This window comes from Sporolactobacillus sp. KGMB 08714 (genome assembly GCF_036598985.1).
In the GTDB taxonomy this organism is placed as follows: domain Bacteria; phylum Bacillota; class Bacilli; order Bacillales; family Sporolactobacillaceae; genus Sporolactobacillus.
Map to the genome: position 1 here is coordinate 1 of NZ_JAUUBW010000056.1, position 23,268 is coordinate 23,268.

At 44.7% G+C, this 23,268-nt stretch carries 21 protein-coding genes; 7 read left to right on the forward strand and 14 right to left on the reverse strand.

Going from position 1 to position 23,268, the window contains the following annotated elements; translation table 11 throughout:
* The 7 genes from Q6A92_RS17205 to Q6A92_RS17235 all read right to left on the reverse strand — a co-directional run.
* Positions 1-186: hypothetical protein (locus tag Q6A92_RS17205; protein WP_332238850.1), on the reverse strand; the 186-nt coding region annotated here is incomplete at its 3' end.
* Between the two features lie 565 nt (positions 187-751).
* Positions 752-1,081: a hypothetical protein gene (locus Q6A92_RS17210; RefSeq protein WP_332238851.1), complete on the reverse strand. Its 330-nt coding sequence runs from the start codon at positions 1,079-1,081 to the stop codon at positions 752-754.
* A gap of 119 nt (positions 1,082-1,200) precedes the next feature.
* Positions 1,201-2,412 carry a threonine synthase gene (locus tag Q6A92_RS17215; RefSeq protein WP_274398178.1) on the reverse strand — a complete coding sequence of 404 codons (1,212 nt, stop codon included), beginning with the start codon at positions 2,410-2,412 and terminating at the stop codon, positions 1,201-1,203.
* Between the two features lie 23 nt (positions 2,413-2,435).
* A complete protein-coding gene (locus Q6A92_RS17220) occupies positions 2,436-3,701 on the reverse strand; it encodes a dicarboxylate/amino acid:cation symporter (protein WP_274398179.1) in 1,266 nt (421 codons plus the stop codon).
* Positions 3,702-4,871: 1,170 nt separating this feature from the next.
* Positions 4,872-5,738 carry a DNA/RNA non-specific endonuclease gene (locus Q6A92_RS17225; RefSeq protein WP_332238852.1) on the reverse strand — a complete coding sequence of 289 codons (867 nt, stop codon included), beginning with the start codon at positions 5,736-5,738 and terminating at the stop codon, positions 4,872-4,874.
* 360 nt (positions 5,739-6,098) lie between these two features.
* A complete protein-coding gene (locus Q6A92_RS17230; RefSeq protein WP_274398181.1) occupies positions 6,099-7,028 on the reverse strand; it encodes an aldo/keto reductase in 930 nt (309 codons plus the stop codon).
* Between the two features lie 138 nt (positions 7,029-7,166).
* Positions 7,167-8,366 carry an iron-containing alcohol dehydrogenase gene (locus Q6A92_RS17235; RefSeq protein WP_274398182.1) on the reverse strand — a complete coding sequence of 400 codons (1,200 nt, stop codon included), beginning with the start codon at positions 8,364-8,366 and terminating at the stop codon, positions 7,167-7,169.
* Positions 8,367-8,490: 124 nt separating this feature from the next.
* Here Q6A92_RS17235 and Q6A92_RS17240 point away from each other — a divergent pair, with 124 nt between their 5' ends.
* A complete protein-coding gene (locus Q6A92_RS17240) occupies positions 8,491-8,835 on the forward strand; it encodes a winged helix-turn-helix transcriptional regulator (RefSeq protein WP_274398183.1) in 345 nt (114 codons plus the stop codon).
* 353 nt (positions 8,836-9,188) lie between these two features.
* Here the strand turns inward: Q6A92_RS17240 and Q6A92_RS17245 are convergent, their stop codons facing one another.
* Positions 9,189-9,536, reverse strand: coding sequence for a winged helix-turn-helix transcriptional regulator (locus tag Q6A92_RS17245; protein WP_332238955.1), 348 nt, complete (start codon positions 9,534-9,536; stop codon positions 9,189-9,191).
* Between the two features lie 157 nt (positions 9,537-9,693).
* On the opposite strand from Q6A92_RS17245, the gene Q6A92_RS17250 reads away from it, so the two are divergent.
* Positions 9,694-10,719, forward strand: coding sequence for a zinc-binding alcohol dehydrogenase family protein (locus tag Q6A92_RS17250; RefSeq protein WP_274398184.1), 1,026 nt, complete (start codon positions 9,694-9,696; stop codon positions 10,717-10,719).
* Positions 10,720-11,159: 440 nt separating this feature from the next.
* Here the strand turns inward: Q6A92_RS17250 and Q6A92_RS17255 are convergent, their stop codons facing one another.
* Positions 11,160-12,350, reverse strand: coding sequence for an MFS transporter (locus Q6A92_RS17255; RefSeq protein ID WP_274398185.1), 1,191 nt, complete (start codon positions 12,348-12,350; stop codon positions 11,160-11,162).
* Positions 12,351-12,503: 153 nt separating this feature from the next.
* Between Q6A92_RS17255 and Q6A92_RS17260 the strand changes: the two genes are divergently transcribed.
* From Q6A92_RS17260 to Q6A92_RS17270, 3 genes are all read left to right on the forward strand, one after another.
* Complete coding sequence (locus Q6A92_RS17260; protein ID WP_332238853.1) at positions 12,504-13,400, forward strand: LysR family transcriptional regulator; 897 nt, start codon at positions 12,504-12,506, stop codon at positions 13,398-13,400.
* A gap of 552 nt (positions 13,401-13,952) precedes the next feature.
* Positions 13,953-14,483 (forward strand): flavodoxin domain-containing protein, encoded by a 531-nt coding sequence (locus tag Q6A92_RS17265; RefSeq protein WP_332238854.1) that lies wholly within the window; start codon positions 13,953-13,955, stop codon positions 14,481-14,483.
* Between the two features lie 546 nt (positions 14,484-15,029).
* Positions 15,030-15,362: a hypothetical protein gene (locus tag Q6A92_RS17270; RefSeq protein ID WP_332238956.1), complete on the forward strand. Its 333-nt coding sequence runs from the start codon at positions 15,030-15,032 to the stop codon at positions 15,360-15,362.
* A gap of 16 nt (positions 15,363-15,378) precedes the next feature.
* Here the strand turns inward: Q6A92_RS17270 and Q6A92_RS17275 are convergent, their stop codons facing one another.
* Positions 15,379-15,579, reverse strand: a complete 201-nt coding sequence (locus Q6A92_RS17275) for a hypothetical protein (protein ID WP_274398188.1) — start codon at positions 15,577-15,579, stop codon at positions 15,379-15,381.
* 553 nt (positions 15,580-16,132) lie between these two features.
* On the opposite strand from Q6A92_RS17275, the gene Q6A92_RS17280 reads away from it, so the two are divergent.
* Positions 16,133-16,438 carry a hypothetical protein gene (locus Q6A92_RS17280; protein ID WP_274398189.1) on the forward strand — a complete coding sequence of 102 codons (306 nt, stop codon included), beginning with the start codon at positions 16,133-16,135 and terminating at the stop codon, positions 16,436-16,438.
* Between the two features lie 435 nt (positions 16,439-16,873).
* Here Q6A92_RS17280 and hemH read toward each other — a convergent pair whose 3' ends face one another.
* From hemH to Q6A92_RS17300, 4 genes are all read right to left on the reverse strand, one after another.
* Positions 16,874-17,842: a ferrochelatase gene (gene hemH, locus Q6A92_RS17285; protein WP_332238855.1), complete on the reverse strand. Its 969-nt coding sequence runs from the start codon at positions 17,840-17,842 to the stop codon at positions 16,874-16,876.
* 466 nt (positions 17,843-18,308) lie between these two features.
* Positions 18,309-19,613 (reverse strand): macrolide family glycosyltransferase, encoded by a 1,305-nt coding sequence (locus Q6A92_RS17290; RefSeq protein WP_332238856.1) that lies wholly within the window; start codon positions 19,611-19,613, stop codon positions 18,309-18,311.
* A gap of 189 nt (positions 19,614-19,802) precedes the next feature.
* Positions 19,803-21,248, reverse strand: a complete 1,446-nt coding sequence (locus Q6A92_RS17295) for an MDR family MFS transporter (RefSeq protein WP_332238857.1) — start codon at positions 21,246-21,248, stop codon at positions 19,803-19,805.
* A 330-nt stretch (positions 21,249-21,578) separates the two neighbouring features.
* Entirely contained in the window at positions 21,579-22,043 is a 465-nt protein-coding gene (locus Q6A92_RS17300; protein WP_332238858.1) for a hypothetical protein, read from the reverse strand.
* A gap of 247 nt (positions 22,044-22,290) precedes the next feature.
* On the opposite strand from Q6A92_RS17300, the gene Q6A92_RS17305 reads away from it, so the two are divergent.
* On the forward strand, positions 22,291-22,905 hold the full coding sequence (locus Q6A92_RS17305) for a TetR/AcrR family transcriptional regulator (RefSeq protein WP_332238859.1): 615 nt from the start codon (positions 22,291-22,293) through the stop codon (positions 22,903-22,905).
* The last annotated feature ends 363 nt before the right edge of the window (positions 22,906-23,268 follow it).

Below are 23,268 nucleotides of genomic sequence, written 5' to 3' on the forward strand. Positions count from 1 at the left end.
GATGATGTTGATCAGCGATTCACGGCGATCGATCAGCGGTTTGATGATGTTGATCAGCGATTCACGGCGATCGATCAGCGGTTTGATGATGTTGATCAGCGATTCACGGCGATCGATCAGCGGTTTGATGATGTTGATCAGCAAATGGAACGGATCGATCAGAAAATTAATCATATTACTGAACAAGTCGCTAAAAACTCTGTTCAATTAACTGAACACGGTGAGAAATTGACTCCACTTTCCAAAGCTCGGAATGTGCTGATTGCCGGACAGCAAAAACAGGATAAGCTATTGCAGACGTTGGCCATGCGTTCACTTGAACAGGAATCCGATATCCGAGATTTAAAACGGATTAAATGAGCGGCAACGCCTGACAAATTGCAGCTTAAAAATTAATTAACGCCCTTAATTAGTATAGGATTATTTATCTGTCACATATCACATTTTTTCATTCTATCCGGGTTTATAGACTGCTCGTGCAGATCACACCGACCGAAGAGCCATTCATATGACTCTTACAGGCCGGAACTTATGTGAAGTTTCAATTCTCATAGGTAAGAGCTCAACGAATAAGTATCGTTATTCCACTAAGGACACTTCCGGCATCCTTTATTATGAAGCTTGTCTAAGGCAGATCGATATCGATAAAGCAAAATAGATGAACCCTTTTTCATGGCCAAGAGCGGCCCATTTTCAATGAAAAAAAGCAATCACCTGTCAGCAGACAGAGGATCACTCATTTTTCCCCTCGTTAAGCCTTAATGTCAATTCCTCCGGTAAAATTATTGCCGGACGAACTGTTTTGACTGCTTAAAACCTGAGAATGCTGATTCTCAGCTAGTTGCTGCTGTTGCTGTAATCTGTTCTTGATCGTTTGTATCGCCTGTTGAATCTTTTGAATCTGTTGTGAATTGCCATTGCTGTCCTGTAACTGCAATATCTGATTTGTCAATTGTTTCTCTTGATTAGCCAGAACCGTAGGATCGCTCGATGTAATAGTCGTTGAGATAGTCGATGAATTTTGAGAACTCGCTAAGCTGACCGCTTGACTGACTTGTCCATTTACCGCGGATACGCTCATGTACAAACATCTCCATTTATATTGAAATAACACTTGTCTAATTAAAAATAAAACATTTCAAACATACTGTCAATTATCCTTTTAAGCCGTATTCTTATACCACAGTCATGAATTGTGTCTTATTTTATTTGAAGATGTTCATTTAGGTCAATTATAGGTGCCTGAGGAACAAATGATTCGGGATATTTTATCCCGAGTCCGGTGTTCAGAAAGACAACCGTTTCTCCTTCCTTGATCCATTTCTTTTTTGTTAAGTGCTTCATTGCTGCAAAAGCCGCCGCCCCTTCCGGACAAATAAAACTTCCTTCGAACTCAGCGACTTCACGCTGCGCAGCTGTAATTTCCCGGTCAGAAACCGATAGTGCGTAACCGTCTGTTTTGTATAACGCATCAAGAACTAAGAAATCGCCAAGCGCTTTAGGGACATTGATCCCGAAGGCAATCGTTTTAGAGTGATCCCAAAAACGGCTTTCTGTCTGACCTTTTTCCCACGCCCCGACTATTGGGGCACATCCTTCTGCTTGTACCGAAACCAAACGGGGAATTTTTTTTATCCAGCCAAGTTCACGCAGCTCAAGCAACCCTTTAAAAATACCGATTATACCAACACCGCCGCCCGTAGGATAGAGGATGACATCCGGTACTTCCCAGCGCAGTTGCTCGAGTATTTCATAAATCATTGTTTTTTTCCCTTCAATTCGGTAAGGCTCCTTTAAAGTAGAAGCATCGTAGAAACCGTAGTCGGAAATCAGCTGAGCGGCTATTTTCCCGGCATCGCTGATCACTCCGCGGACCAGGTATAGATTTCCGCCCGATATTTCAACCTCCTCCCGGGTTATTTTCGGTGCATCCACCGGCATGATAATATAAGAATGAATCCCCGCCCGCGCCGAATACAATGCCCATGCTGCACCCGCATTGCCATTAGTCGGCAGAACAATATTCCTGACCCCTAGTTCTTTTGCTTTGGATACGCCTACGGAGGCTCCTCTTGCTTTAAAAGATCCGGTTGGTATGATTCCTTCATCTTTCATCAGAAGGTTAATAGAGAATCGCTCTCCGAGACGGCTTAACGGAACAAGCGGTGTACTTCCTTCTCCTAAAGAAACGATATTTCTTTCTTCCTTAATTGGAAGCACTTCATGATATCGCCACAAAGTGTTTGGCCTCGTCAACAAATCGGCTTTATTCCAATTCTTTTTTAATAAGCGAAGATCATAATGAACAAGCAGCGGAAAGCCATCGACAGACAAATGATGAACTTCATTCAGCAAATATTTTTCATCTGCATTCTTCGAACTGATCAGACGGTCTGCATAACTAAACGGCATTTTAATCATCATTCTCCTTCTCTTTATTTTCCTTCAATACTCATTTGTGATTGTCCAGTATCCGGAAGATAATTAAACTCTTTCTCGGATTTAGCAACAATGACAGCTGCTAATGCATTGCCAATGACATTTAATGAAGATCTTCCCATATTGACAAAGAAGTCAACGGCCATTAACAGAGCCACCCCCTGAGCAGGCAGCCCCAATTGATGCGATGCCGCTAAAAGAACGACGACAACTGCTGAAGGAACTGCGGCAATACCCTTGGTCAGAATGGCTAAAAACAATATGATTGTGATGATTTGGCCCAGTCCCAGGGCAAGATGGTAAACATTTGCGATGAAAACAACAGCCAGACTGATATAGATAGAGGCACCGTCCAGATTAAAGGAATAGCCAAGCGGGATGACAAAAGAAGTGATCGAACGTGAAAGGCCGAATTTCTGCAGGCGTTCTATGACTGAGGGCATCACCACTCCGGAGCTGCCCGTAGTAAATGTCAACAAGAGAAGGTCGGCAATCCTTTTTAATAATTCAATATAGGGGACACGAAAAATCAGGCTAATGATCGGGAATATAATCAGCGCGGTCACAAGAAATGCAAGATATGCGATGAAAACAAATTGTCCTAAAGCAATCAGGTTTCCTAACCCATACTTGGCAACGTCATAAGACAGAAAGCCAAAAACACCGATCGGAGCAAAGGAAATAGCATATTGAACAAGTTTAAACATGGCCTGAGACCAAGATTCAAAGAAATCAATGACCGGACGGGCTTTTTCTCCTATTGCAACCAATGAGAAGCCCAGGAAGGCCGCGAAGAAAATAATGGATAATAGATTCCCCGAAGCAAGACTGCTGACGATATTCGTAGGTATGATATCCAGAAGAAATGTTTTAAAGTCGATGCTGCGTGCGATTCCGCTCAAAGACGCGGTGCTGACATGGCCGGCACTGAAATTGCTGCCGATAGACAATGCTTTTCCAAGTATGATCCCTAAAACAATTAAAAAGGTCGTCACCACCTCAAAATATATGATTGCCTTCGTTGCAATGATTCCAAATTTTTTTGCATTGTTAATCCTGATAATTCCAAGTACAATCAATGGAAAGACGAGGGGAACGATGACCATTTGTATTAAATTGAGAAATGCCGTCCCCAATATTTGTAATTGAATGCCCCAGGTTTTATTCAAATAACCGACCAGAATACCCAAAACCAATCCAATGACAACTTGTATCGTCAGACTCACATGTTTTCTCGGCTTTTCCCGCAAAGTTTTTCCCACTGGCTACCACTCCTCAAATCCATAATATTCTGTTACAGTAAATTTTTTCTTAAAAACAAATGAAAGATTCTCTGTCGTTCGTAATAGTTTTTTTACTTTTCATTTGTTTTAATAGGATCAGTAACAAGTGGAACCTATCAATTTGTATCAGATTCTCATCTTTTATAAAGGACCAGAAAAAAGAGATGATAAAAATGCCTTCTTGAAAGATCACATCGGCATCATCCTGTTTCCTGCCTCTCTGCCGGAACGAACTTTCCCCATTATACCGACTGTCGGATTCCATTGAACCAGTCCCTCCGCCGTTTCTTATCAGGAGTCTCTTAATCTTGTACTAAAATTGGAAGTAATCGGCTTTGCAAAAACATGTCCGCTCCCGTATCCCGGATGCGTCCGGAATTGTACCAATCATTAGCTAAAATTATAATTCATACTAAAAACATGTCAATAATTATGTTTAGAACAACATAGAACTTTAACTTTTTTTCTACAAAAATAAAAGGGATCGCCAGGATGGATTACAGAAAGCATCGCATTTGGAGAACAACCGTCGGGTGTTCCCCTTCAGAATTTTGAGCACGACTCTGGCAAACCCTCATTTCATGGATCTGCTTGAACAGATACTTATTCCGTGTTTAATTTTTGAGTTCATTATCAGCCATGCGCTCACTGGCCCGGTTTCGTTCGGAAGCCTTCACTTTGCCGGCCGGCCTTTTAATTTTTTCTCGCTCATATCTGCATCACTCTGACCTCCATTCAGGCAAAAGAAAAAGCACCGCACGGGTGCAAAAAAATATTCATGTTTTTCCAAAATAAATAGTCATAAATCTCCTCGCATCAAAATATACCGGTAACAAGGGGGTGGATGAACATGAACAAGGTATTTATTGCCTTTTCAGGCTTTTTGTTTTTTCTCGTTTCCTTCCTTGCTCTGATCATTGCGCTGATCAAATAGCAGGCTTTTTATTCACCTGGTACTGCCCATACCGGGTGTTTTTTTTCACGCTTTATATCTATACACAACCGCATTCAAAAATGACAACGATCAGTCAATCTTCACAATAAATTCTCACTTCCTGAGAATTGTCCTGAGTTTTTCGCAGAGCGAAAGGCATCTCCGGATATAACGATAAGCAGCTGATTCATTGCCAAAGTCTTCAGGCATATATTCTAGTTATTAGCATGCGGTGCATCGGCCTTCGGAACCGTCATGCTTCGATCCACCCGCGATGTACCGTTTGCATAATTAAACTGAAAGCCGGGTTGAACGTTGAAGATGAATACATTGAAGTTTAACGATCGATCAGTTGAAACGGCTTGCAATTGCACACCTTTGGCCATTAAATCATTTCCATTGAAGATGGCCTGTGCCTGATAGATGACTTTTTTCCCTTGCTTCAATGCTTCCCGCACTTTACTTTCGTAAATGGTTTGAATCTCCTGATTGGAGAATGCAGTCTGCGTGAACAGGTTCTTCGGGTTATTCTGATCCCCTGACTGCAAATCAGGGTTATATTGTCCCGTGTAGGCAATCCCCTTCGACAATGAGTAGGCGATTAAATGACCGCGGTTGAGGATCGCTTCACCGTTGGAAAACTTCTGATGCCAGCCGCTCGGCTTGACAATCTGGCGTACCCTCAGCGTGTCGCCGGCCAGGTTGCGCTCTTCAAGATAGCCTGTATTCGGCTGTGATGTTCGGTTGAGTGAGTCAAGGTTGCTGTAGATAACTTTATTTCCTTTCCAATCTGCCGGATTGAGCGTGGATTGATTGTTGTTTACTGTAATCACAACGCTGCTTCCGGAGCGATACGACAGAGATGCAAGGTTTGACGAAGTGGCCGGCGACGGACCACGATCCGGCAGGGCTGAGTTAATGCCTGAAACCGCCTGTTGAATTCCGTTTGTAACGTTGCCGACCATGTTTTTTACGCTATCGGAGGCATTGCTTGCAGTGGATGCTCCCTCAAAATTAAATTTTCCGAGACCGAACCCTGCAAGGACAAAAACAATGGCAACGACGGCAATGAATTTTTTCAATCTCTTTCTCCTTTTTCTCTTTTTTATAAATAAATAGTATCGTTTGTACCTAATCTTTTATAGTCATCAGCAGGCTCAACGTTTCAAAATATCAGACTTCCGATCAATCAATACCCTTGTCAGTCATTAGAATAACTTTGCCGGCCAGCCGCTGTCCAGTGTATTCATTCAAATAGAAAAAAATAATCCGCTTCATATGCCATTACAGTGGCAAGAAGCGGATCATTAAGAGAATTTCAGCTCGTATATTAACTGATGTTAAAACGGGCAAGAGGATATTAGATATCGGCAACTCCAAAAATATTGTTCTTAAAAGATATCTTTCTTGTTAGTGATACAGCGGGCCGATCGGATCCTTTATCAAGGAAGTTTGTTCCCTGCGGCCAGATATATTTCGTACCATTCTTGACGGGTGAGCGTGATATCTGCTCCTGCTGCAGACTGAGCCACACGTTTGAGATTGGTCGTTCCCAGGATGACCTGCATTTCTGCCGGATGGCGCAGAATCCATGCGACGGCAATCGCATTGTTTGTCACATCGTATTTTGCTGCCAGTTGGTTGATTTTTTTATTCAATTCCGGGAATTTGTCATTATCGAGAAAGACGCCTTCAAAGAAACCGAATTGGAAGGGCGACCAGGCTTGAATCTTCATATCGTGCAGCCGGCTGTAGTTAAGAATGCCGCCATCGCGATCGGAAGACGCAGCAGCCGTCATATTGACGTTAATTCCCTGATCGACCATTCCGGTGAACATGATGCTGAATTGTAATTGATTGATTTCCAGAGGCTGCTTAACGGCCTTTTTCAGCAGCTCGATCTGTGACGGATTCTGGTTGCTGACACCGAAATGCAGCACCTTGCCTTCCTGATGCAGCCGATCAAATGCTTCAGCGACTTCCTCCGGTTCCATTAACGCATCCGGACGATGCAGCAGCAAATAATCGAGATGATCGGTCTGCAGCCGTTTTAGACTGGCATTAACGGTTTCCAGCAGATGATCCTTTGAAAAATCATAATACGTATATTCCGGTCCGTGGATAATGCCGCACTTGGTCTGCAAGACAATCTTATCGCGCAAATCTTTACGTTTTCCCAGCACTTGTCCGAATAATTCTTCACAAACACCCTGACTGTAACAATCCGCATGATCGAAAAAATTGATTCCATTTTCGATATCCGTGTCAATCAAGCGTTCCACTGCTTCTTCAGACAGATCCTTGATGCGCATGCAGCCTTGAACAACCGCCGAAACCTGTCTCTTATCCGATCCAATCGTTCTTTGTTTCATAATCATTTTTCCTCCTCACAATCATTGTCTTAGCTCACAAATAACTAACTTAATGTATTCCGGCAAAATGCGGAAGCCGTCAACCCGGCAGCATTTTAAGGGCCGCTGTCCAGTATTTCCGCATAAATCTTAAAAAGATCACCTGTAAGCCCCACTGATGATGGCAGCTGTCTGTTCGTCCGATAATTGATAACGGTCCATTTCAAACAGGCCTCCCATTGTTGCCTTGGAATTTTTAACCAATTCAGGTATTTCGTCTTTAAGAATGCCATAGTCCGACATTTTAAGCTGATCCACACCGCAGCTCTTCTGAAGATTTTTTAAGGCCTGCACAAAAGCCATCGGCCGCTCGTTCTCTGAATACGCATTCAGGTCGGCTCCGGCAGCTTTTGCCATCGTCGTATAACGATCGGGCACTTTTTCAGCAAAGAAAGTGTGAAATGACTCAGATAACATGATCAGCCCGGCTCCGTGGGGCAGCTCAGGGTGAAAAGCACTGAGGGCGTGTTCCATAGAATGTTCGGACGTGCAGCTGGATAAAGACTCTACATATCCGGAAAGTGTATTCGCCAGCGCAATTTGAGTCCTGGCCTCAATATTATCTCCTTGATTAACCGCCTGAGCAAGGTTGCCGAAAATTAACTCAATGCTTTTTAAAGCAAATAAGTCGCTGACTGGATTAGCAATCGTGGCAATATAGCCTTCCGCCGCATGAAAGAGTGCATCAAATCCCTGATAAGCTGTCAGCTTTGGGGGAACAGAAACCATCAATTCAGGATCGACGATAGACAATGTTGGAAAAGTGTCCGGAATGCCGAATCCTATTTTTTCATTCGTCTCTTCGTTTGTTATCACTGTCCAGGGATCGGCTTCGGTTCCGGTTCCCGCTGTCGTTGTAATCGCAACAATCGGCAGCACTCCCCGTTTAACCGGTTTCCCCCTGCCCGATCCGCCGGTCACATAATCCCAATAGTCGCCGGGATTTTTAGCCATGACTGCTATACTCTTTGCTGAATCAATGCTGCTCCCTCCGCCAAGGCCAATAACGAAATCGCAGTGCTCTTCTTTTGCCAGAGCCGCCCCTTCCATAACATGTGATTTAATCGGATTAGGAAGAATCTTATCAAAAACGGCACTTTCAACATGATTGGCTTTTAACAGTGAAATAACCTTTTCAAGATAGCCGTACTTGCGCATCGATTTTCCCTTTGAAATAACAATCAATGCCTTGTGACCGGGCAATTCTATCCGCGACAGTTCTGCCAGCTTTCCCGCCCCAAACAGGATTTTAGACGGGATAAAATAATCGAAACGCGTCATTTCTTCATCACCTTTCAATATTAGCCGTCCTTGCAAAGCAGTATTATTGTAACATTATTGATATACTACTTGAAGTAGTTACATATATGTCATATAGTTACACTAAAGAAACTCTTAAATCATACTGGGAGGTTCAGTGATTGTGGAATCTGAAAAAATAGTGAATGACGTTGAAGCGGAATGTCCGCCTGACGTGGAATGCTCGATTGAGAAAACACTTGAGGTTCTTGACGGGAAGTGGACTTTTCTGATCATCAAGAATCTCTTCGATGGGGTTAAACGATTCGGGGAGCTAAGAAAGTCTCTTGAAGGAGTCAGTCCAAAAACGCTGTCCTTGCGTTTAAAACAACTGGAAAATCAGCAAGTGATTACAAGGACGGCCTATGCAACCATTCCCCCCACGGTTGAATATGCGCTGACCGAAAAAGGAAAGAGCTTAAAGCCCATTATACGTGCGATGAAATTATGGGGAGCAGAATGGAGATAATTTGCAGAAACTCTGTTATGACAGGCTGACGCAGCCAGCCTTATTTTCAATACATCCCTGCGTTTCGGCGCAGGGATGTTTTATTCAGGAAAGACCTATGAACAAATAGTTGGCAGTTTTTCGGAGCTTCTTTATGAAGCACGGACAGACCAAAAGCGCGATCAGGTAGATCTGTCATCATCCAGCAGCGAATCGAAGATCTGCCTGACTATATAAGGCTGCCAGCCCGCATTTTCGGTCAAAAAATTTTCCCGCTTTTACTATACTTATTGATAACGGTCAGAATCATCATCCGGCGGCCGCGCTTTCAAATCACCTTGTCCATTTTTGACCGGCTTGAACGGCTGCTTTGCTTATTTACTGAACTGTTTACTTTTTATAGTGCGAATTTCATCCTGATGACGCTTGCCCCATTGGCGTATGGATAAAATGACCGGAGATAGTGTACTGCCGAAATCGGTCAGAGAGTATTCGACTTTCGGTGGAACAACAGGATATACTTCACGATGAATGACGCCGTCTTCTTCCAATTCTCTTAATTGAAGCGTAAGCATTCGCTGTGTTACATCGGGAATCAAACGTCTGAGTTCATTGAAACGGAGCGGCTTACTCTGCAAATGATAAAGGATGACGCCCTTCCATTTTCCTCCGATGACCGATAGGGTCACTTCAACGGGACAGGCGCGGTCCAAAAAATCCATATAGCTGTCAAAATCCTTTTCATACTTTTTCAAAGTGTGTTCTCCATTAACAGTATATTTTTTAATACTATAGCACAATAATGTGCGTACTTACAATTATATGCTCCTTATATTAAAGTGGGTGTGGATAGAGAGGATGAGAAAAGGAGCGGGTACGATGACAAGAATGAATGCGGTTGGTTTCTATAAAAATCTGCCGGCCAGCGATCCGGAGAGCTTAGTGGATGTGACTGTGTCTAAACCGGTGGCAAAAGGACACGATTTGCTCGTACAGATTAAGGCCATTTCTATTAATCCTGTCGATACGAAAGTAAGAATGACAAAGCGTCAGGTAGAGACGATGCCAAAGATTCCCGGATATGATGCGGCCGGTATCGTTGAAGCAGTGGGTGATGCTGTGACATTATTCAAGCCCGGAGATAAAGTTTATTACGCCGGCACACTCGATCGCCCGGGCAGCTGTGCAGACTATCAGCTGGTGGAAGAAAAAATTGCTGGACATATGCCTGAACAGCTTGGCTTTTCTGAGGCGGCCGCCCTGCCTTTGACAACAATCACTGCATGGGAAGCGATGGCTGACCGGGCCGGAATCACGCCGGAAAAAGATGCCAATCAGGGCAAGTCCATCTTGATTATTAATGCGGCCGGAGGGGTCGGCTCGGTTGCGACTCAGCTTGCGAAGTACTTCGGACTGACGGTGATCGGCACTGCATCTCGGCCTGAGACGGCAACGTGGGCTAAAGCACACGGCGCTGAATTCACCATCAATCATCATCATGAATTTCTTCCCCAGCTTCAAACAGCAGGATTTGCGGATGGCGTTGACTATATTCTGTGTCTGCATTCGACAGATCTTCATTGGGTGAATATGGCCCAAACAATTAAACCGCAGGGCCATATCGTGTCCATTGTTGAAAATGAGCACCCTCTCGATTTAGGATTATTAAAAAGCAAGAGCGTTTCGTTCTCATGGGAATTTATGTTTACTCGACCTGTCTGTCAAACTCCGGATCGCATCAGACAGCATAAATTACTGGAGGCGGCGGCACAGCTGGTCGGACAGGGAGTGCTCCGCCCCACGCTTAATAAACAACTGAAGGGTATCAATGCAGCGACGGTTCGTTTGGCGCATCAAATTGTTGAAACGAACCGCATGATTGGAAAACTTGTGATTGATGTTTGAATGCATCTAAGTAATCCCGGCACTCCATAAGAAAGTGCCGGTTTTGCTGTGCACCTGGCATGGATGACAGCCGGATGGATGCCATTTGAACCTTAACCAATAAATGCAGCCCACTGGCGGAAAACGGTTTTTCCTTGCCGGAGTTCCAACAGGGAAGAAGCAGACGCCGGCTATCCACCCATATAGGGTGGGATCTGAAAACAAGAAGCATCCGCAGCGGCTGTCCACACCTCGTACCCGTGGTCTTTCAGCTTTGTCCCGGTGACCGTTTCGTGCAGCGGATCAATAAGTTCATGACCAAGCGTCGTCCGGCCGGTTTCTTTACAGAATGTGTTCCGATCTCTTTGCGGCGTACCGGCTGCCGGCAATAATACCGGAAAACGGCCAATCAGAAGATGCCCACCGCAGAGATGATTCTGCTCCAGCAGGCGTTACCGATCCTAACTATGCAGATCCGCCTTTTCAGGAGATTTTCCGTATAAGAAAAAATAGGGAACGATGCAGGCAAGGACGACCAGAGCCATACATATATATAAACCTCTATATCCGATCGACGGCACTAACAGGCCAAGAAAATAGGGACCGATTCCCATGCCTCCTTCAAGAATGCTGTAAAAAGTCGACGTTGCAACGCCAGTTCGGTGCGGCAGCGCAACTTTTACTGCGATCGTCTGGGCACTTGAGAGAAAAGTTCCGAAACCGCACCCGACAAAGGCAGCTGCAAGCAGAAGAACTGCACTCTGGTGAGCCAGACTGATAATCGAAAGTCCGATGGCAAACAGAATAAAGCACGGATACATCACTGAATTTTCTCCTCTTTGGTCAAAGAGTTTCCCGGCGGCCGGTCTGGAAAGCAGGAGAAAAATGGCATAGACCGCAAAAAAGAAATTGCCTGCGGCAGCCAGGCCGGATTGCCGTGCAAATGGATCGATAAAGCTGACGATACTTGCATAGCAGATGCCGACAAACAGACTAATACCTGAGATAGGAAAGGCTTTGATCTCAAAAAAGTTGCCTAACTTGAATTTTCTCATGTCTGCCAGTTGTTCCCGGCTTACATTGACTTCAGGTATTTTCAGAAAAAGCATGGCAATCCCGCTGATGGCAATCACTAAGAAGCAGATAACAATAATCATGTTGAAATGGCCCCGCTGATTAAGATACATTCCTGCAAGAGGTCCGATCGCCGAGGCGATTGTAGAACTAAATGCAATAAAGTACCCGATGCCCTCCCCGCGGCGTTCCTTTGGCACAATATCGGCAATAAAAGTCTGCGCGGAGGTGGCAGAAATACCGAATCCAATCCCATGCAATATTCGCACAAAATACAGAAACGCGAGGCTGGTGACTCCGAAATATAAAAGAGTCGTCAGAAGGAAAAAAATCAGCCCGATAAAAAGGATCTTTCCGCGCCCGACCCGCTCGATCAATCGCCCCGTAAAGATTCGTGCGATCAGCGATCCAACGATAAATATGCTGGATGCAAGCCCGGCCTCGCTCGGCGTCGCGTGCAGAGTATCCATTGCATAAGGCGCAATGATAACCAGCAGCAGATAAAAGACAATATAAATAAAGAAATTTGCGATCGTATCAATCAGAAAATCTTTGTTTAACAGACCCGGTCTCTCCATTATGCTTTTCTCCTTTTTTGATTCAACTGAGTAACCTGCTTACAATTTAATATAAGTCATTTTTATATTATATTATTGATTGATTATGATTAATAATATATAATTTTTCATGTTATTATGGCCTCAATGCCATGTTAAGGAAGGTGAATAGCCATGCAATTACGGCAATTGGAATATTTTCAAGTGGTTGCACGTTTGGAAAATATGACACGGGCTGCAGAGGAACTGCATGTTGCCCAGTCCTCTCTGAGCAAGATGATGTCCCGCCTCGAAGAAGAGGTCGGCGTTCCTCTGTTCGAACGGTACGGGAGAAAAAGATTCCGTCTTAATCGATCCGGAAGACGTTTTTCAGAACGCATCCGGCAAAGTTTCACGGAATTAGAACAGGGATTGCGCGAAGCGAAGGATATTGCAGGTATCGAAGAAGGCCGTGTGATTATCGGTGCCACGACCTCCCGAATGCTTCCAAAATTATTTGAACACTATTTAGCTCAGCATCCACGTGTCAAATTTCGGCTTTATCAGATGACTCAGCAATCGGAAATTCAGGAGCAGCTTTTGGATGGCACTATTGACCTGTGCCTGTCTTCTTTACCGATTCAACAGACTAAAATACACTGTGAACCCCTGATAGACGAAGAGATTTTTTTAGCCCTGCCTCCGGGACATCGTCTAAGCGGAAGAAGCGGAATTCAACTGGCGGAGGTTGCAAATGAACCGTTTATTCACTTAACTTCGGAATGCGGACTTCGCGAAATAACAAACGAATTTTGTCGGCAGGCCGGATTCAGCCCCAATATTGCCTTTGAAAGCAATACTGCCGAAGTCATATGCAGCCTTGTGAAAGCGGGGCTTGGAAATGCGTTTATTCCCGAATATTGGTGGAACGGGCCCAACACAGAGTCTCTGGAGAGACTTCACATCAGCAATCCTGTCTGCCGACGGACAATCTGGCTTTCCTGGGTTAAAGATCGTTATCTTTCAGCAGCAACCCGGGACTTTAAAACGTACCTGATTTCAGAACTGAAACCTATCCGAAACAGGAAATAATGTACAGGTACGAAAAGTTAATCATCGGCAAAATTTTCCCCGGAGCGTCTTATGCCCGCAATTTATTAACCCGGATTCGTTTTTGACACTGTTTCTTAAATTCCGCCCCAATGACTAATCGGACATGAGCCAAAACTGAAGAATTTATGCGGTCATGGATCGCAGGCCATGGGGCATTATGCAATAAGGTGCCCGTCAGTCGGGGCACCTTATTACATCTCATTCTCTTCATTCCTATCAAAACATACATTTTACTTTTCAACGCAAAAGGATCGTATGTATATAATATTTGATAGGGGATTTAAAGCCAATAATACCTGGCAATCGCAAATATTCCGAAAGGGATCAAGATCCTGATTATCCAAACGCTTCTCCTCCCACTTTTCACTTTCCCATTACCAATCACTTTCATATTGCTGTTTACTCACGGCGAACGGATTAACCGTTATATTTTTTATCGCATCGCGATCTCTCCGTATGGTAAAATATTATCATAACTATAGCTCGGGAGGAATCTGAGCTTTTTTAACAAATGAAAGGAGAATGAACATCATGAGCCATGTCGCCGTTGTTTATCAAACACAATACGGTGCAACTCAGAGATATGCACAATGGATCTCTGAAGCGCTTCATTCCGACCTTTATAAGCTGTCAGATGTAAATGCTCAGGTTTTAAGAAAATACTCGACGATAATCTTCGGAGGTGCCATATATGCGAGCGGAATCATGGGTTCAAAACAAATTTCGACCTATTTCTCTGACTTACCGGATACAAAGTTAATTGTGTTTACAGTAGGTTTATCCAATCCGAAAACAACTAATTATCAAAGCATCATTAATAAAAATTTTAACGGCGCGCTTCAAAAATCAATATCCTTTTTCCACCTGCGCGGTGCTATCGATTATAAGAAGCTGAATTTTCTCCACCGAATCATGATGTTTGCCTTAAAAAACAAAGTAAAAAAATCTGCCCATACATCTCCTGAAACCTCTCTGTTTTTGGAGACCTACGGGAAAAAGATTGATTTCACTGATAAAGAATCGATAAATCCGCTTGTTCGTCAGGCTGAGAGCCTTATTTAAGCGATGTTTTGCCGTACCACGAATCATCGGACAAAACTGTTCACAACTTCAGGTGATCTGACTTCCGCTTCAATCAATCATCAGTAGCTTTCGTTTCAGTCCGCCCGTATCAAAGGTCTCAAAAGGATCCATCATTTTTCTCCTTCGTCCGGCTGCCTGTTCAATCATTATTACAACATTTACCCGATCAGCGGATACGGCTTTTACCGTCTTGGATGACAGAAGGAATGTCGCCCTGAGCATTCCGGTTGGCAGTTATAGATGCGGAAATGGTTTTGCATAACTCGTCGTCCGGTTCATTCCGCTGATTATTATTGCCCCACTCCAGCATTTATCTCCCATTCCGCCGTAGGCCCTAATTCATTGCCTTCATGCCAAAGGCACCCCGTTCAGAATGTCTTTTTCATCACTCAAAATCTCTTTTTTTCCCAACCGTCACGGCTTCTTGTGTGAATATCTCGTCCTTTAGGCGTTAGCCGTTAATCAAAGGCAAATGACTACATACAGTGTCTGTGTTGGCAAAATAAATGAGGAGTGGTAATCTTGATGAACGATAATTTTTACGATCCTTACCGGCCGAATCAAAATCCCAATTTTACAAATCCGACGGGTGCGCCCATGCCCATGAATATGTACCCTAATCTCAATGTAAATCCTGTAAATCCTGTAAATCCTAATCCGGGTATTAACACCAATCCATCAATGAGTACAAAAAACCTGAAGGAAAAAGTGATGTCCGCACTCAGACCGCTGATGCCTTCTATGCATAAAACGATGGCCATCGCTTACCTCATGGGTATGGGATACACCTATAATCACGCCAAAAGGACTGTCGAATCGTGGAGCTCAGCTAAAATGCCTTCGCGCGAAACCTATTAAAAAGTATTTCTCGTCCTTAGAGTGCCCTTTTTCTGAGCACTCTTTTTATCGCTTTCTGTTTCGTGTGTCCAGATCGTGCTTCTGCGGCCTTTTCCATCGTAAGATTGTATTCCAAATCTGTGACCATTTTAGAACCGGTCACTGCAAAATACATTTGTTGGGGAAGAACATCCCCAAAATACAAAGCAACAGTATCTCTAAATTCATAAGTTATCATGATTACCGCAACTCCGTCTCTCTTTCAGAATATCGCTCATTGAATCTCCTCCCGGCACAATTTCTACGCTGATTATTATACGGTGCATCTTCTGCACAGCTAATAGGTTTCGTTTATTTTTTACACAATTACTTATATGTGCAAACTCTTCACTTATAATAAATTTAGATTATGGCAAACAGCCGGGAAGTTTAAGAGAATCAAGAAATTTGTCGCAGCAGGATTGGGCTGACAGACTAAAAATCAATCGTTCAGCTAATGCATGATACAAATTAAGTTAAACAGAATCTGACTATCAAGTCTTGAGAAATATGGCTGATTTTTCAATGCTTCTTTCGATTATATTTTCGGCAGGACAGGTATTCCAAGCAAGGCTAGTAATAGCAAGGATATTGAGGAACCGGCGAAAGATCCGGACTTCATGATCGCCTATAAGTAATATCGCGGAAACCTTGAAGAGGCAAGAAGGAATCTGCTTAGATTTCTTAAGCCGACAGAACAAGACGAACGAAGGAGGAAAAAGAAGTAAAATTCATTTATGGGGATGAAATCTATGGCTGATGAATTATTAAAACAGATTGTGGAAGAATTGCATGGCCTGAGAAAAGAATTATCCGACTTTCGCTCAGAGACAAAAGAACACTTAGATCAGTATGACAAAAAACTGGATCGGCACGAGCAAAAGCTCAATGCGGTCTACGAACAGGTCGCCAAAAACTCGGTAGACATTGCACAGATAAAAACCGATCAGCATGCGCTTGTTGTTGGTCAGGCCAAGCAGGACAAAATATTACAGATGTTGGCAACACGATCGCTTGAACAGGAAGCTGACATTATCAGTCTAAAAAAAGCAAAATGAAAACTTGTATCTTTGTCATCGGCCATCCGTATGACAAAGATACGCTCTCTGGAGAAAACTATTGCAGCGAGTAAAAATCATACACCGGAATTTATGGTCAGCTTAATGGGTGTTAAGCTGGTCGGTTTCCGCTACTGATATGACAATAACGTATGGATTGTTGCCTGTAACCGGGGCATCAGATGTTGTATTTCCTTATAATTTATACAATGATGGGTGCTCCCTTGTTTTATTCAACCGGAACGGCTAAGCTCAAAAATAACACTCATGGATCAGGAATTTTCTTTTTAGCCGTTAATGCGTTCTGACTTATTTATTGTTCTTGAGAATGATGCATATAATAGATAAATTTTCCCGTGAACGGTCGAACATTTCGATGAATTTTTACGCTATAAATGCAGAAAAAATAAATCCCGTCCCACATGCAGTGGTTTGTCAGACGTCCGAATGAATTCTGCTTCGAACTAATTTCTCCAGGCAGGCGGTAAACGTGCTGCTGTCGTTGAGCGCCGGGATATAGTGGAAAGATTCACCGCCGGCTTTTTTGAATGCAGCCGCATTCTCAATCGCCAGTTCATACAGCGTTTCCACGCAATCCGAAGTGAACCCGGGAGCCATAACCGCAAGATGCCGGATGCCCTGATGAGCAAGCGAAGTGACGGTCTCCAGTGTATCCGGTTCCAGCCATTTTTCATGACCGAACCGCGACTGGTAGCTTTGTATGATTTTCAGGTCAGATAATCTTTTCTGAAGCGCGCCGGTCGTCGCCAGGCAGTGCTGTGCATAGGGATCGCCTGAATCGGCATATTGCTGCGGGATCCCGTGATAGGAGAGAATCAGGCAGTCCGGCTTGCCGTTTTGCCTGATTTCCGTCTGAATGCGTTCTGTCAATGCTTCGATATACAGCGGATGCGTCGCGTAATTGGTAATAAAACTTAATTCCGGCAGATCCGGCCATCCGGCAAGGACGTTTGCGCAGCCATCCCATACGGATGCAACAGTTGTCGAAGAATATTGCGGATAAAGCGGCAGAATAATAAGATGGCGGACGCCCCATCGGTGCAGTTGTTCGAGTTCGCCCCGGAGAGCGGGCGATCCGTAACTCATTCCCAGAGCGACTTTTATTTTGTCCGCTGCCAGTCTTTTTTGCAAACCGCTTCGCTGTATCAGGCAGTTCATCAGAAGCGGCGAACCTTCGCTTGTCCAAATCTGACGATAAAGAGCCGCCGTTTTTCGGGGCCGGACGCGCAGAATAATCCCGTGCAGAATCGGCAGCCATTTCCAGCGGGGCAGATCAATGACGCGGCGGTCGCTCAAGAATTCAGACAAATATCTGCGAACGGCAGCAGGCGTCGGCGCGCCGGGGGTTCCCAGATTAACAAGCAGTACAGCGGTTTTCAACATGAGTCTCTTCTCCATTAGATTCAGGATACAGTCTAAGCTTAGCAAAATTACAGGAATCGTCAATAGTGACTTTAAATTGTATCCCTGGAAAAAGCAATGGAGAAAATCCGGAGACAGGGTCAGGGCAATGCGAAGAGGGCCTGAAAACAGCAGAAGAATTCTCCTATTTCCAGACCCTTTCTCTATATGAACGAGTATTGCCCTACACGATCCGTGTGTGCCATCGCGGATCGTGTGAGTGTGTCAACAGTCCGGGACTGAGAAGCGATGATCAGTTATCAAATCAGGCAATCAAAAAGGAGATGGCCCAAGCGGATCGGCCGGCACGCGCCCGGGGCTGTATCTCACTGTTTAGTTGGGGCTCAAGTCGCAGCTGTCAAATCGGGGCCGTCTTATCACTTTTCGGTGCCGCTCACCACGTTTGGCTGTTTCTACTCTACATGCTGCTGCTTCCAGAAGAATAATGCTAACAATCTATCCCCCTTCTTTCCTTAAATGCGAATATTTCTTTTACTGCATATTTGTATCCGCCAGCCTTCTTAAACGAATGACTTATTTTTTTGATATTCTCCAGATAGCTTGGATCTGCCTGAACTTTCTCAACAGCATCTCTCAATGTTTCCGGTGTGACCTTATCCTTATCAAGAGAGATCGCGGCTCCAAGTTCTGACACCCTTGCTGCCTGATATGGCTGATCTGCTCCGATTGGTATTGCAACAAACGGTATGCCGTTATATATCAGGTCGCTCATACTGTTCATTCCAGCATGGGTTATAGCAACAGCCGTATATTTTAAAATTTTTGATTGAGGAACATAATTTCTAACTATGAAATTCTTCGGGATATTAAACTTTGAAATGTCCATATTATATGCGGTCATAACTACGACAACATCGGTATCAGCAAATGTCTTGAAAAATATATCGTAAAGTTTACGGTCCGTGCCATTATATACCGTACCTAATGAGATATATACCACTTTTTCATCCGCTAATTTTTCAAACGGAAAATCGACCTTCTCTTTCCTGTCGTAAATTGACGGGCCAATAAATATAAAACTATTATCGTAATTTTCAGGATGAGGAATAAAATCTTTTGACGTATATGCGATGTTTAAATCACTTTTGATGCCAAACAAATCAAATATATTGGCGGGCGCTTTTACATGATAATTCCTGTACAGTCTATCTGCAAACCCGCTGTATACATCACTGAATAATTCCCTCAATTGATCTCCAAGTGCGATTTTTTTCAGCCGCTGACTTATTGAAACAATTGCTGCAAAAGAAGAGATCGTGGGGATTCCCAGTATTAAAGAGATCAATTTCCCCAGCGGAAATTGAGGACTTACTATCATATAATCAAACTTTTCATCTTCGATTTGTTTCATGATAATTGGTATTGTTTCTTCATTTAATTTAAGCATTTGATCAATATAATTTACCAGGGATTTTCTCATGATTTTATTTTCTGACAGATCACTCGGAAACACATTCAAGGCGGGCTGCATTGAACGTACGTTATGACTCCGCGGAGAATCATTTAATAGTGCCGCACCCAATCCCTTAGAGGCATTACGAAAATTTCTTGGATAGAATTCGGTTTCACCATAGCTTCTAAACGTGGCGCCTGCTCCTTCTATCCTTGTTCTATATTCTTCAGAGCAAAAATAAGCCACCTGTTCCCCTTGCCCTACCAATTCATCAACTAAGCCTATTGTCGGATTAACATGCCCATTATAAGGCTGTATGACAAAAAGAACGTTAGACATATGGATACAGCTCCTCTTTTAAGAAATACACATTTTGTATGAAAACACGCGCGAAAGACTCAGGGCTTTTTAAGATTTGACTTCGTCATACTATTTTTTTCATTAAAGCACAGATTTTATCGCTTAAAATATATGCCTCACTTCCTTTCACCGCTGCGGCATTTTCGGTTCAGATGAAGAATTTCCACGTCATCCTTTCTGCGGCGCCGTTTTCGTCCCTGATTTTTTGTGCATGGCTAAAAACAGCGTGGGGATCGCCGCTACTGCAGCGAAGCCGATCGCCCACCAGAACGAGACGTCGAACGCATTGGAAACCGCATGGAGATCGGTATCCGCATGGCCTGCCATCTGATGTTCGGCGACGGTCGCGAGAATAGCAGACCCGAAAGCTCCGCCGATGGTCTGAAAAATCCTCGTGGCGATGCTCGCGTGGGGGATCTGCTCTCTCGGGAGTCCGATATAAGCGGACACCATGATGGCAATCAGCAAGCCGCCGAGCCCCGCCCCTCTGATCAGCAGGGCGACAGCTAAAAGGATATAATTCGTAGCCGTTCCCGCAAAAGCAAACGGCAGCGTACCCACTGCAATACCCGCGAGGCTGAGCAGCACGATGGTACGCGAACCGCTGCGGTCGGCCGCTTTTCCGGCCCAGCTTCTGGTGAGCAGCATCCCGATTCCTTGCGGAAGCAGCCACAATCCGGCATACAGGGCGCTGGCCCCGCGCACCTCCTGATAATAGAGCGGCAGCATCAGCATGGCCCCGTTCGTGATGATCCCGCACAGGATCAGCAGGATATTGGAAGCGGAAAAATTGGCAGATTGGAACAGCCGCACATTCAGAGCCGGTTCCCGTCTCGTCTTCAGCGCATAGACGACATATGACGCCATCAAAACGATGCCGAGGATAAGCGGAATATAAACCGCGCTGCTGCTTATGCCCCCGTGCGTGGCGACCTGCGCAATGCCATAGATCAGAAGGGCGAACGCGGGAGAAAGCAGAAGCATGCCGATCACATCGAGAGACGCTTTCTTTTCCACGTGCTTGTCGGCCGGTATTCCCCACAAGGCTAATGGGATCGCTGCGACGCAGATCGGAATATTGACAAAGAAAATCGCGCGCCAGCTTAAGCCATTGACGATAATTCCTCCTAACACCGGGCCAAGAATCGGCCCCAGAAGAGCAGGAATGCTGACGATCGACATGATCTGCCCGAGCTTGCGGCCGCCGGAAAGCTGTACAAGCTCCGTTTGCAGTACCGGCATCAGGAGTCCCGCACCGATTCCCTGGATAACGGCAAAACAGATTAAGCTCTGGATATTCCAGGAAAGCAGGGCGAGCACGGATCCGGCCAAGAAGATCACCAGGGAAAAGATATAGGATCGTTTGCATCCGAATCGTTTGGCGGCCCAGCCTGAAATTGGGACGGTCAGTCCCATGGCCAGAACGAATCCGGTTGTGATCCACTGCACGGTAGAAATGGCTGCCTTCATATCGGTTGCAATGGTATGAATCGCTACATTGACCATCGTTGTATCGAACAGTGGCGCAAGTGCACCTACGACCAGAATGATGGCAACCCTGAGCACGACCGGATCGAGTTTTTCTTTCGCCGGTTTTACATTTTCTGCATTCATGGGAAAACTCCTTTTATAGTTTATTTTAATAAGAAACTTATGTTTCTTATTAAACGATGATATAATAAATATAAATTTTTGTCAATAGGAAACGCGATGTTTTCTATTTTCATTTCTACGACAGAGGTACATTTATCGCTGAAACCGGCGATTGGCGCAAAGATGTACAGGCCTAACTTCGTGTGCATGTTGAACCGATGAAAGCAATCGGCGCGCAGACGATCAAGGCTTGGTTGGGGTCAGAGTACTGTCGCCGCATTTCTGGGCTAATACATGGCAACACAGCCATAGCGGGATCTTTCACAAATGCATGATCTGGGAAAGCAAAGGCTACCTATGGCTTTCCGAGCAGGCGAAAAGATAAGTCCCCAGGCCCAGGAAGATTGCTGTCAAGGTGATGATAACAACCAGATCTGCCAATGGATGAAACAATACGACGCTATGGTATTCCGGCGTCCCGGCATAGACGACGGCGCGCGTGAGGTCGAGGCAGCAGGTCATCGGCATGATGCGGCTTAAAGCGAGCAGCACGCCGCTGGAATGGCTGATCGGGATAATCACGCCGGAGAGAAACATCAGAGTTATAAACGACGCGACGAGGGTCGCCGTTCTCGCATTCTCTAATGAAACATTGCTGACAGCATGTGTTTGCCAAATGTTTTCGTGAGGTGATCCAGTTGGATCACGGCATCTCTGCCGCTGCTCAGCTTCTCCATTAAATAACAATCCCTTCGTGTTTTTATATTTGGACAGAAATCCCGCTTTCATATCGGACACAATGGTATGGATGGCCACATTGGCCCTCGTCGGCAGCGCACCTGCGGACAGAATAACGGCGGTCCTGAGTACGGCCGGATTAAGTTTTCTTCCGCCGATTTTACACTTTCTGTACTCATGAAAATCCCTTTTGCAATAGAAAACTTTTAGTTTCTTATAGGGCCATGATATGATAAATACAGATTTTTGTCAATAAGAAACTTTCAGTTTTTATAATTTTTACGATAGAGATCCCTTTAATTTAATTGTTGAGGGGGAATAAAAGATGGACGAGCAAAAGAAAGGGAAGCACCGCCGCGGACAAGTTCTGGAAGAGGCGATCCTGCAGGCCGTGTGGGAGGAACTCTCCAAAACCGGCTATACGCAAATGACGATGGAGAGCGTCGCAACGCGGGCGAGGACAAATAAATCCGTCCTTTATCGCCGCTGGCCCGATAAGTCTGAGCTTGTGATGGCCGCCCTGCGCAAATATTATTTTCCAAAGATTACAAATGAGATCCCCAATACCAGGAACCTGCGCGATGATGTGTATGCCTATCTGTATGCGCGTGTCGCACCGCTGAAAACAATCGGCTCGGAGACGATCAGGGGGCTAATTATGGAACCGGCGGTGCGGCGCAGGATCATCGCATCCATGCCGAAAATAAACGAGCGGAAATCAGAGAGCAAACAAATAGCAGCTATGGCAGCGATTTTGAAAAACGCGGAACTTCGCGGAGAAATCATCCTTGAAAAGCTGATGCCCCGGATCATCTCATTGCCGTTGGATCTGCTGCAGCACGAGCTGATTACAAGGCTGGGACCCGTATCCGACGGAGCCCTAGCAGAATCTTTTGCAAATGCGTGGTCAGGATCGGCATCTTCTAACGTCGGATTATAGAACAAAAAAATCAATAGCCCCCACCCCTATATTCCGGTGTGAACGATCGATTTCTCGTATTTGAAAATAAAATAGGCAGGCAAACGTTAATTTCAGTCCAAAAGCCTGCATCACTCTCATTCTTTTAGCCAATAGCCTCCGGCTATTCAATGTTAGCGTGTTTCCCGGCCATCGCAGCGTATTAATCCCTGTATCCTTCCTAAGCTGTAATACAGCAGCAGCAAAATAGAGCAGGACGGTCTGTTCAAACAATGTTACCAAAGGCTGAATAGAGTTCAGCACATTCGTTTCTGCTTTTTTTATATTTCCTGTAATGAAAAGAGTTAGCCAGGCCGGTTTGATCGACCTGGTTTATGGGTCAAA

Bases quoted from the DNA above. Each gene is read 5' to 3' on its own strand.
- Q6A92_RS17210 (WP_332238851.1), bottom strand. From the start codon at position 1,081: ATGAGCGTATCCGCGGTAAATGGACAAGTCAGTCAAGCGGTCAGCTTA.
- Q6A92_RS17215 (WP_274398178.1), bottom strand. From the start codon at position 2,412: ATGCCGTTTAGTTATGCAGACCGTCTGATCAGTTCGAAGAATGCAGAT.
- Q6A92_RS17230 (WP_274398181.1), bottom strand. From the start codon at position 7,028: ATGAAACAAAGAACGATTGGATCGGATAAGAGACAGGTTTCGGCGGTT.
- Q6A92_RS17245 (WP_332238955.1), bottom strand. From the start codon at position 9,536: ATGGATTTTTTGGACCGCGCCTGTCCCGTTGAAGTGACCCTATCGGTC.
- Q6A92_RS17250 (WP_274398184.1), top strand. From the start codon at position 9,694: ATGACAAGAATGAATGCGGTTGGTTTCTATAAAAATCTGCCGGCCAGC.
- Q6A92_RS17255 (WP_274398185.1), bottom strand. From the start codon at position 12,350: ATGGAGAGACCGGGTCTGTTAAACAAAGATTTTCTGATTGATACGATC.
- Q6A92_RS17260 (WP_332238853.1), top strand. From the start codon at position 12,504: ATGCAATTACGGCAATTGGAATATTTTCAAGTGGTTGCACGTTTGGAA.
- Q6A92_RS17265 (WP_332238854.1), top strand. From the start codon at position 13,953: ATGAGCCATGTCGCCGTTGTTTATCAAACACAATACGGTGCAACTCAG.
- Q6A92_RS17270 (WP_332238956.1), top strand. From the start codon at position 15,030: ATGAACGATAATTTTTACGATCCTTACCGGCCGAATCAAAATCCCAAT.
- Q6A92_RS17275 (WP_274398188.1), bottom strand. From the start codon at position 15,579: ATGATAACTTATGAATTTAGAGATACTGTTGCTTTGTATTTTGGGGAT.
- Q6A92_RS17280 (WP_274398189.1), top strand. From the start codon at position 16,133: ATGGCTGATGAATTATTAAAACAGATTGTGGAAGAATTGCATGGCCTG.
- hemH (WP_332238855.1), bottom strand. From the start codon at position 17,842: ATGTTGAAAACCGCTGTACTGCTTGTTAATCTGGGAACCCCCGGCGCG.
- Q6A92_RS17290 (WP_332238856.1), bottom strand. From the start codon at position 19,613: ATGTCTAACGTTCTTTTTGTCATACAGCCTTATAATGGGCATGTTAAT.
- Q6A92_RS17295 (WP_332238857.1), bottom strand. From the start codon at position 21,248: ATGAATGCAGAAAATGTAAAACCGGCGAAAGAAAAACTCGATCCGGTC.
- Q6A92_RS17305 (WP_332238859.1), top strand. From the start codon at position 22,291: ATGGACGAGCAAAAGAAAGGGAAGCACCGCCGCGGACAAGTTCTGGAA.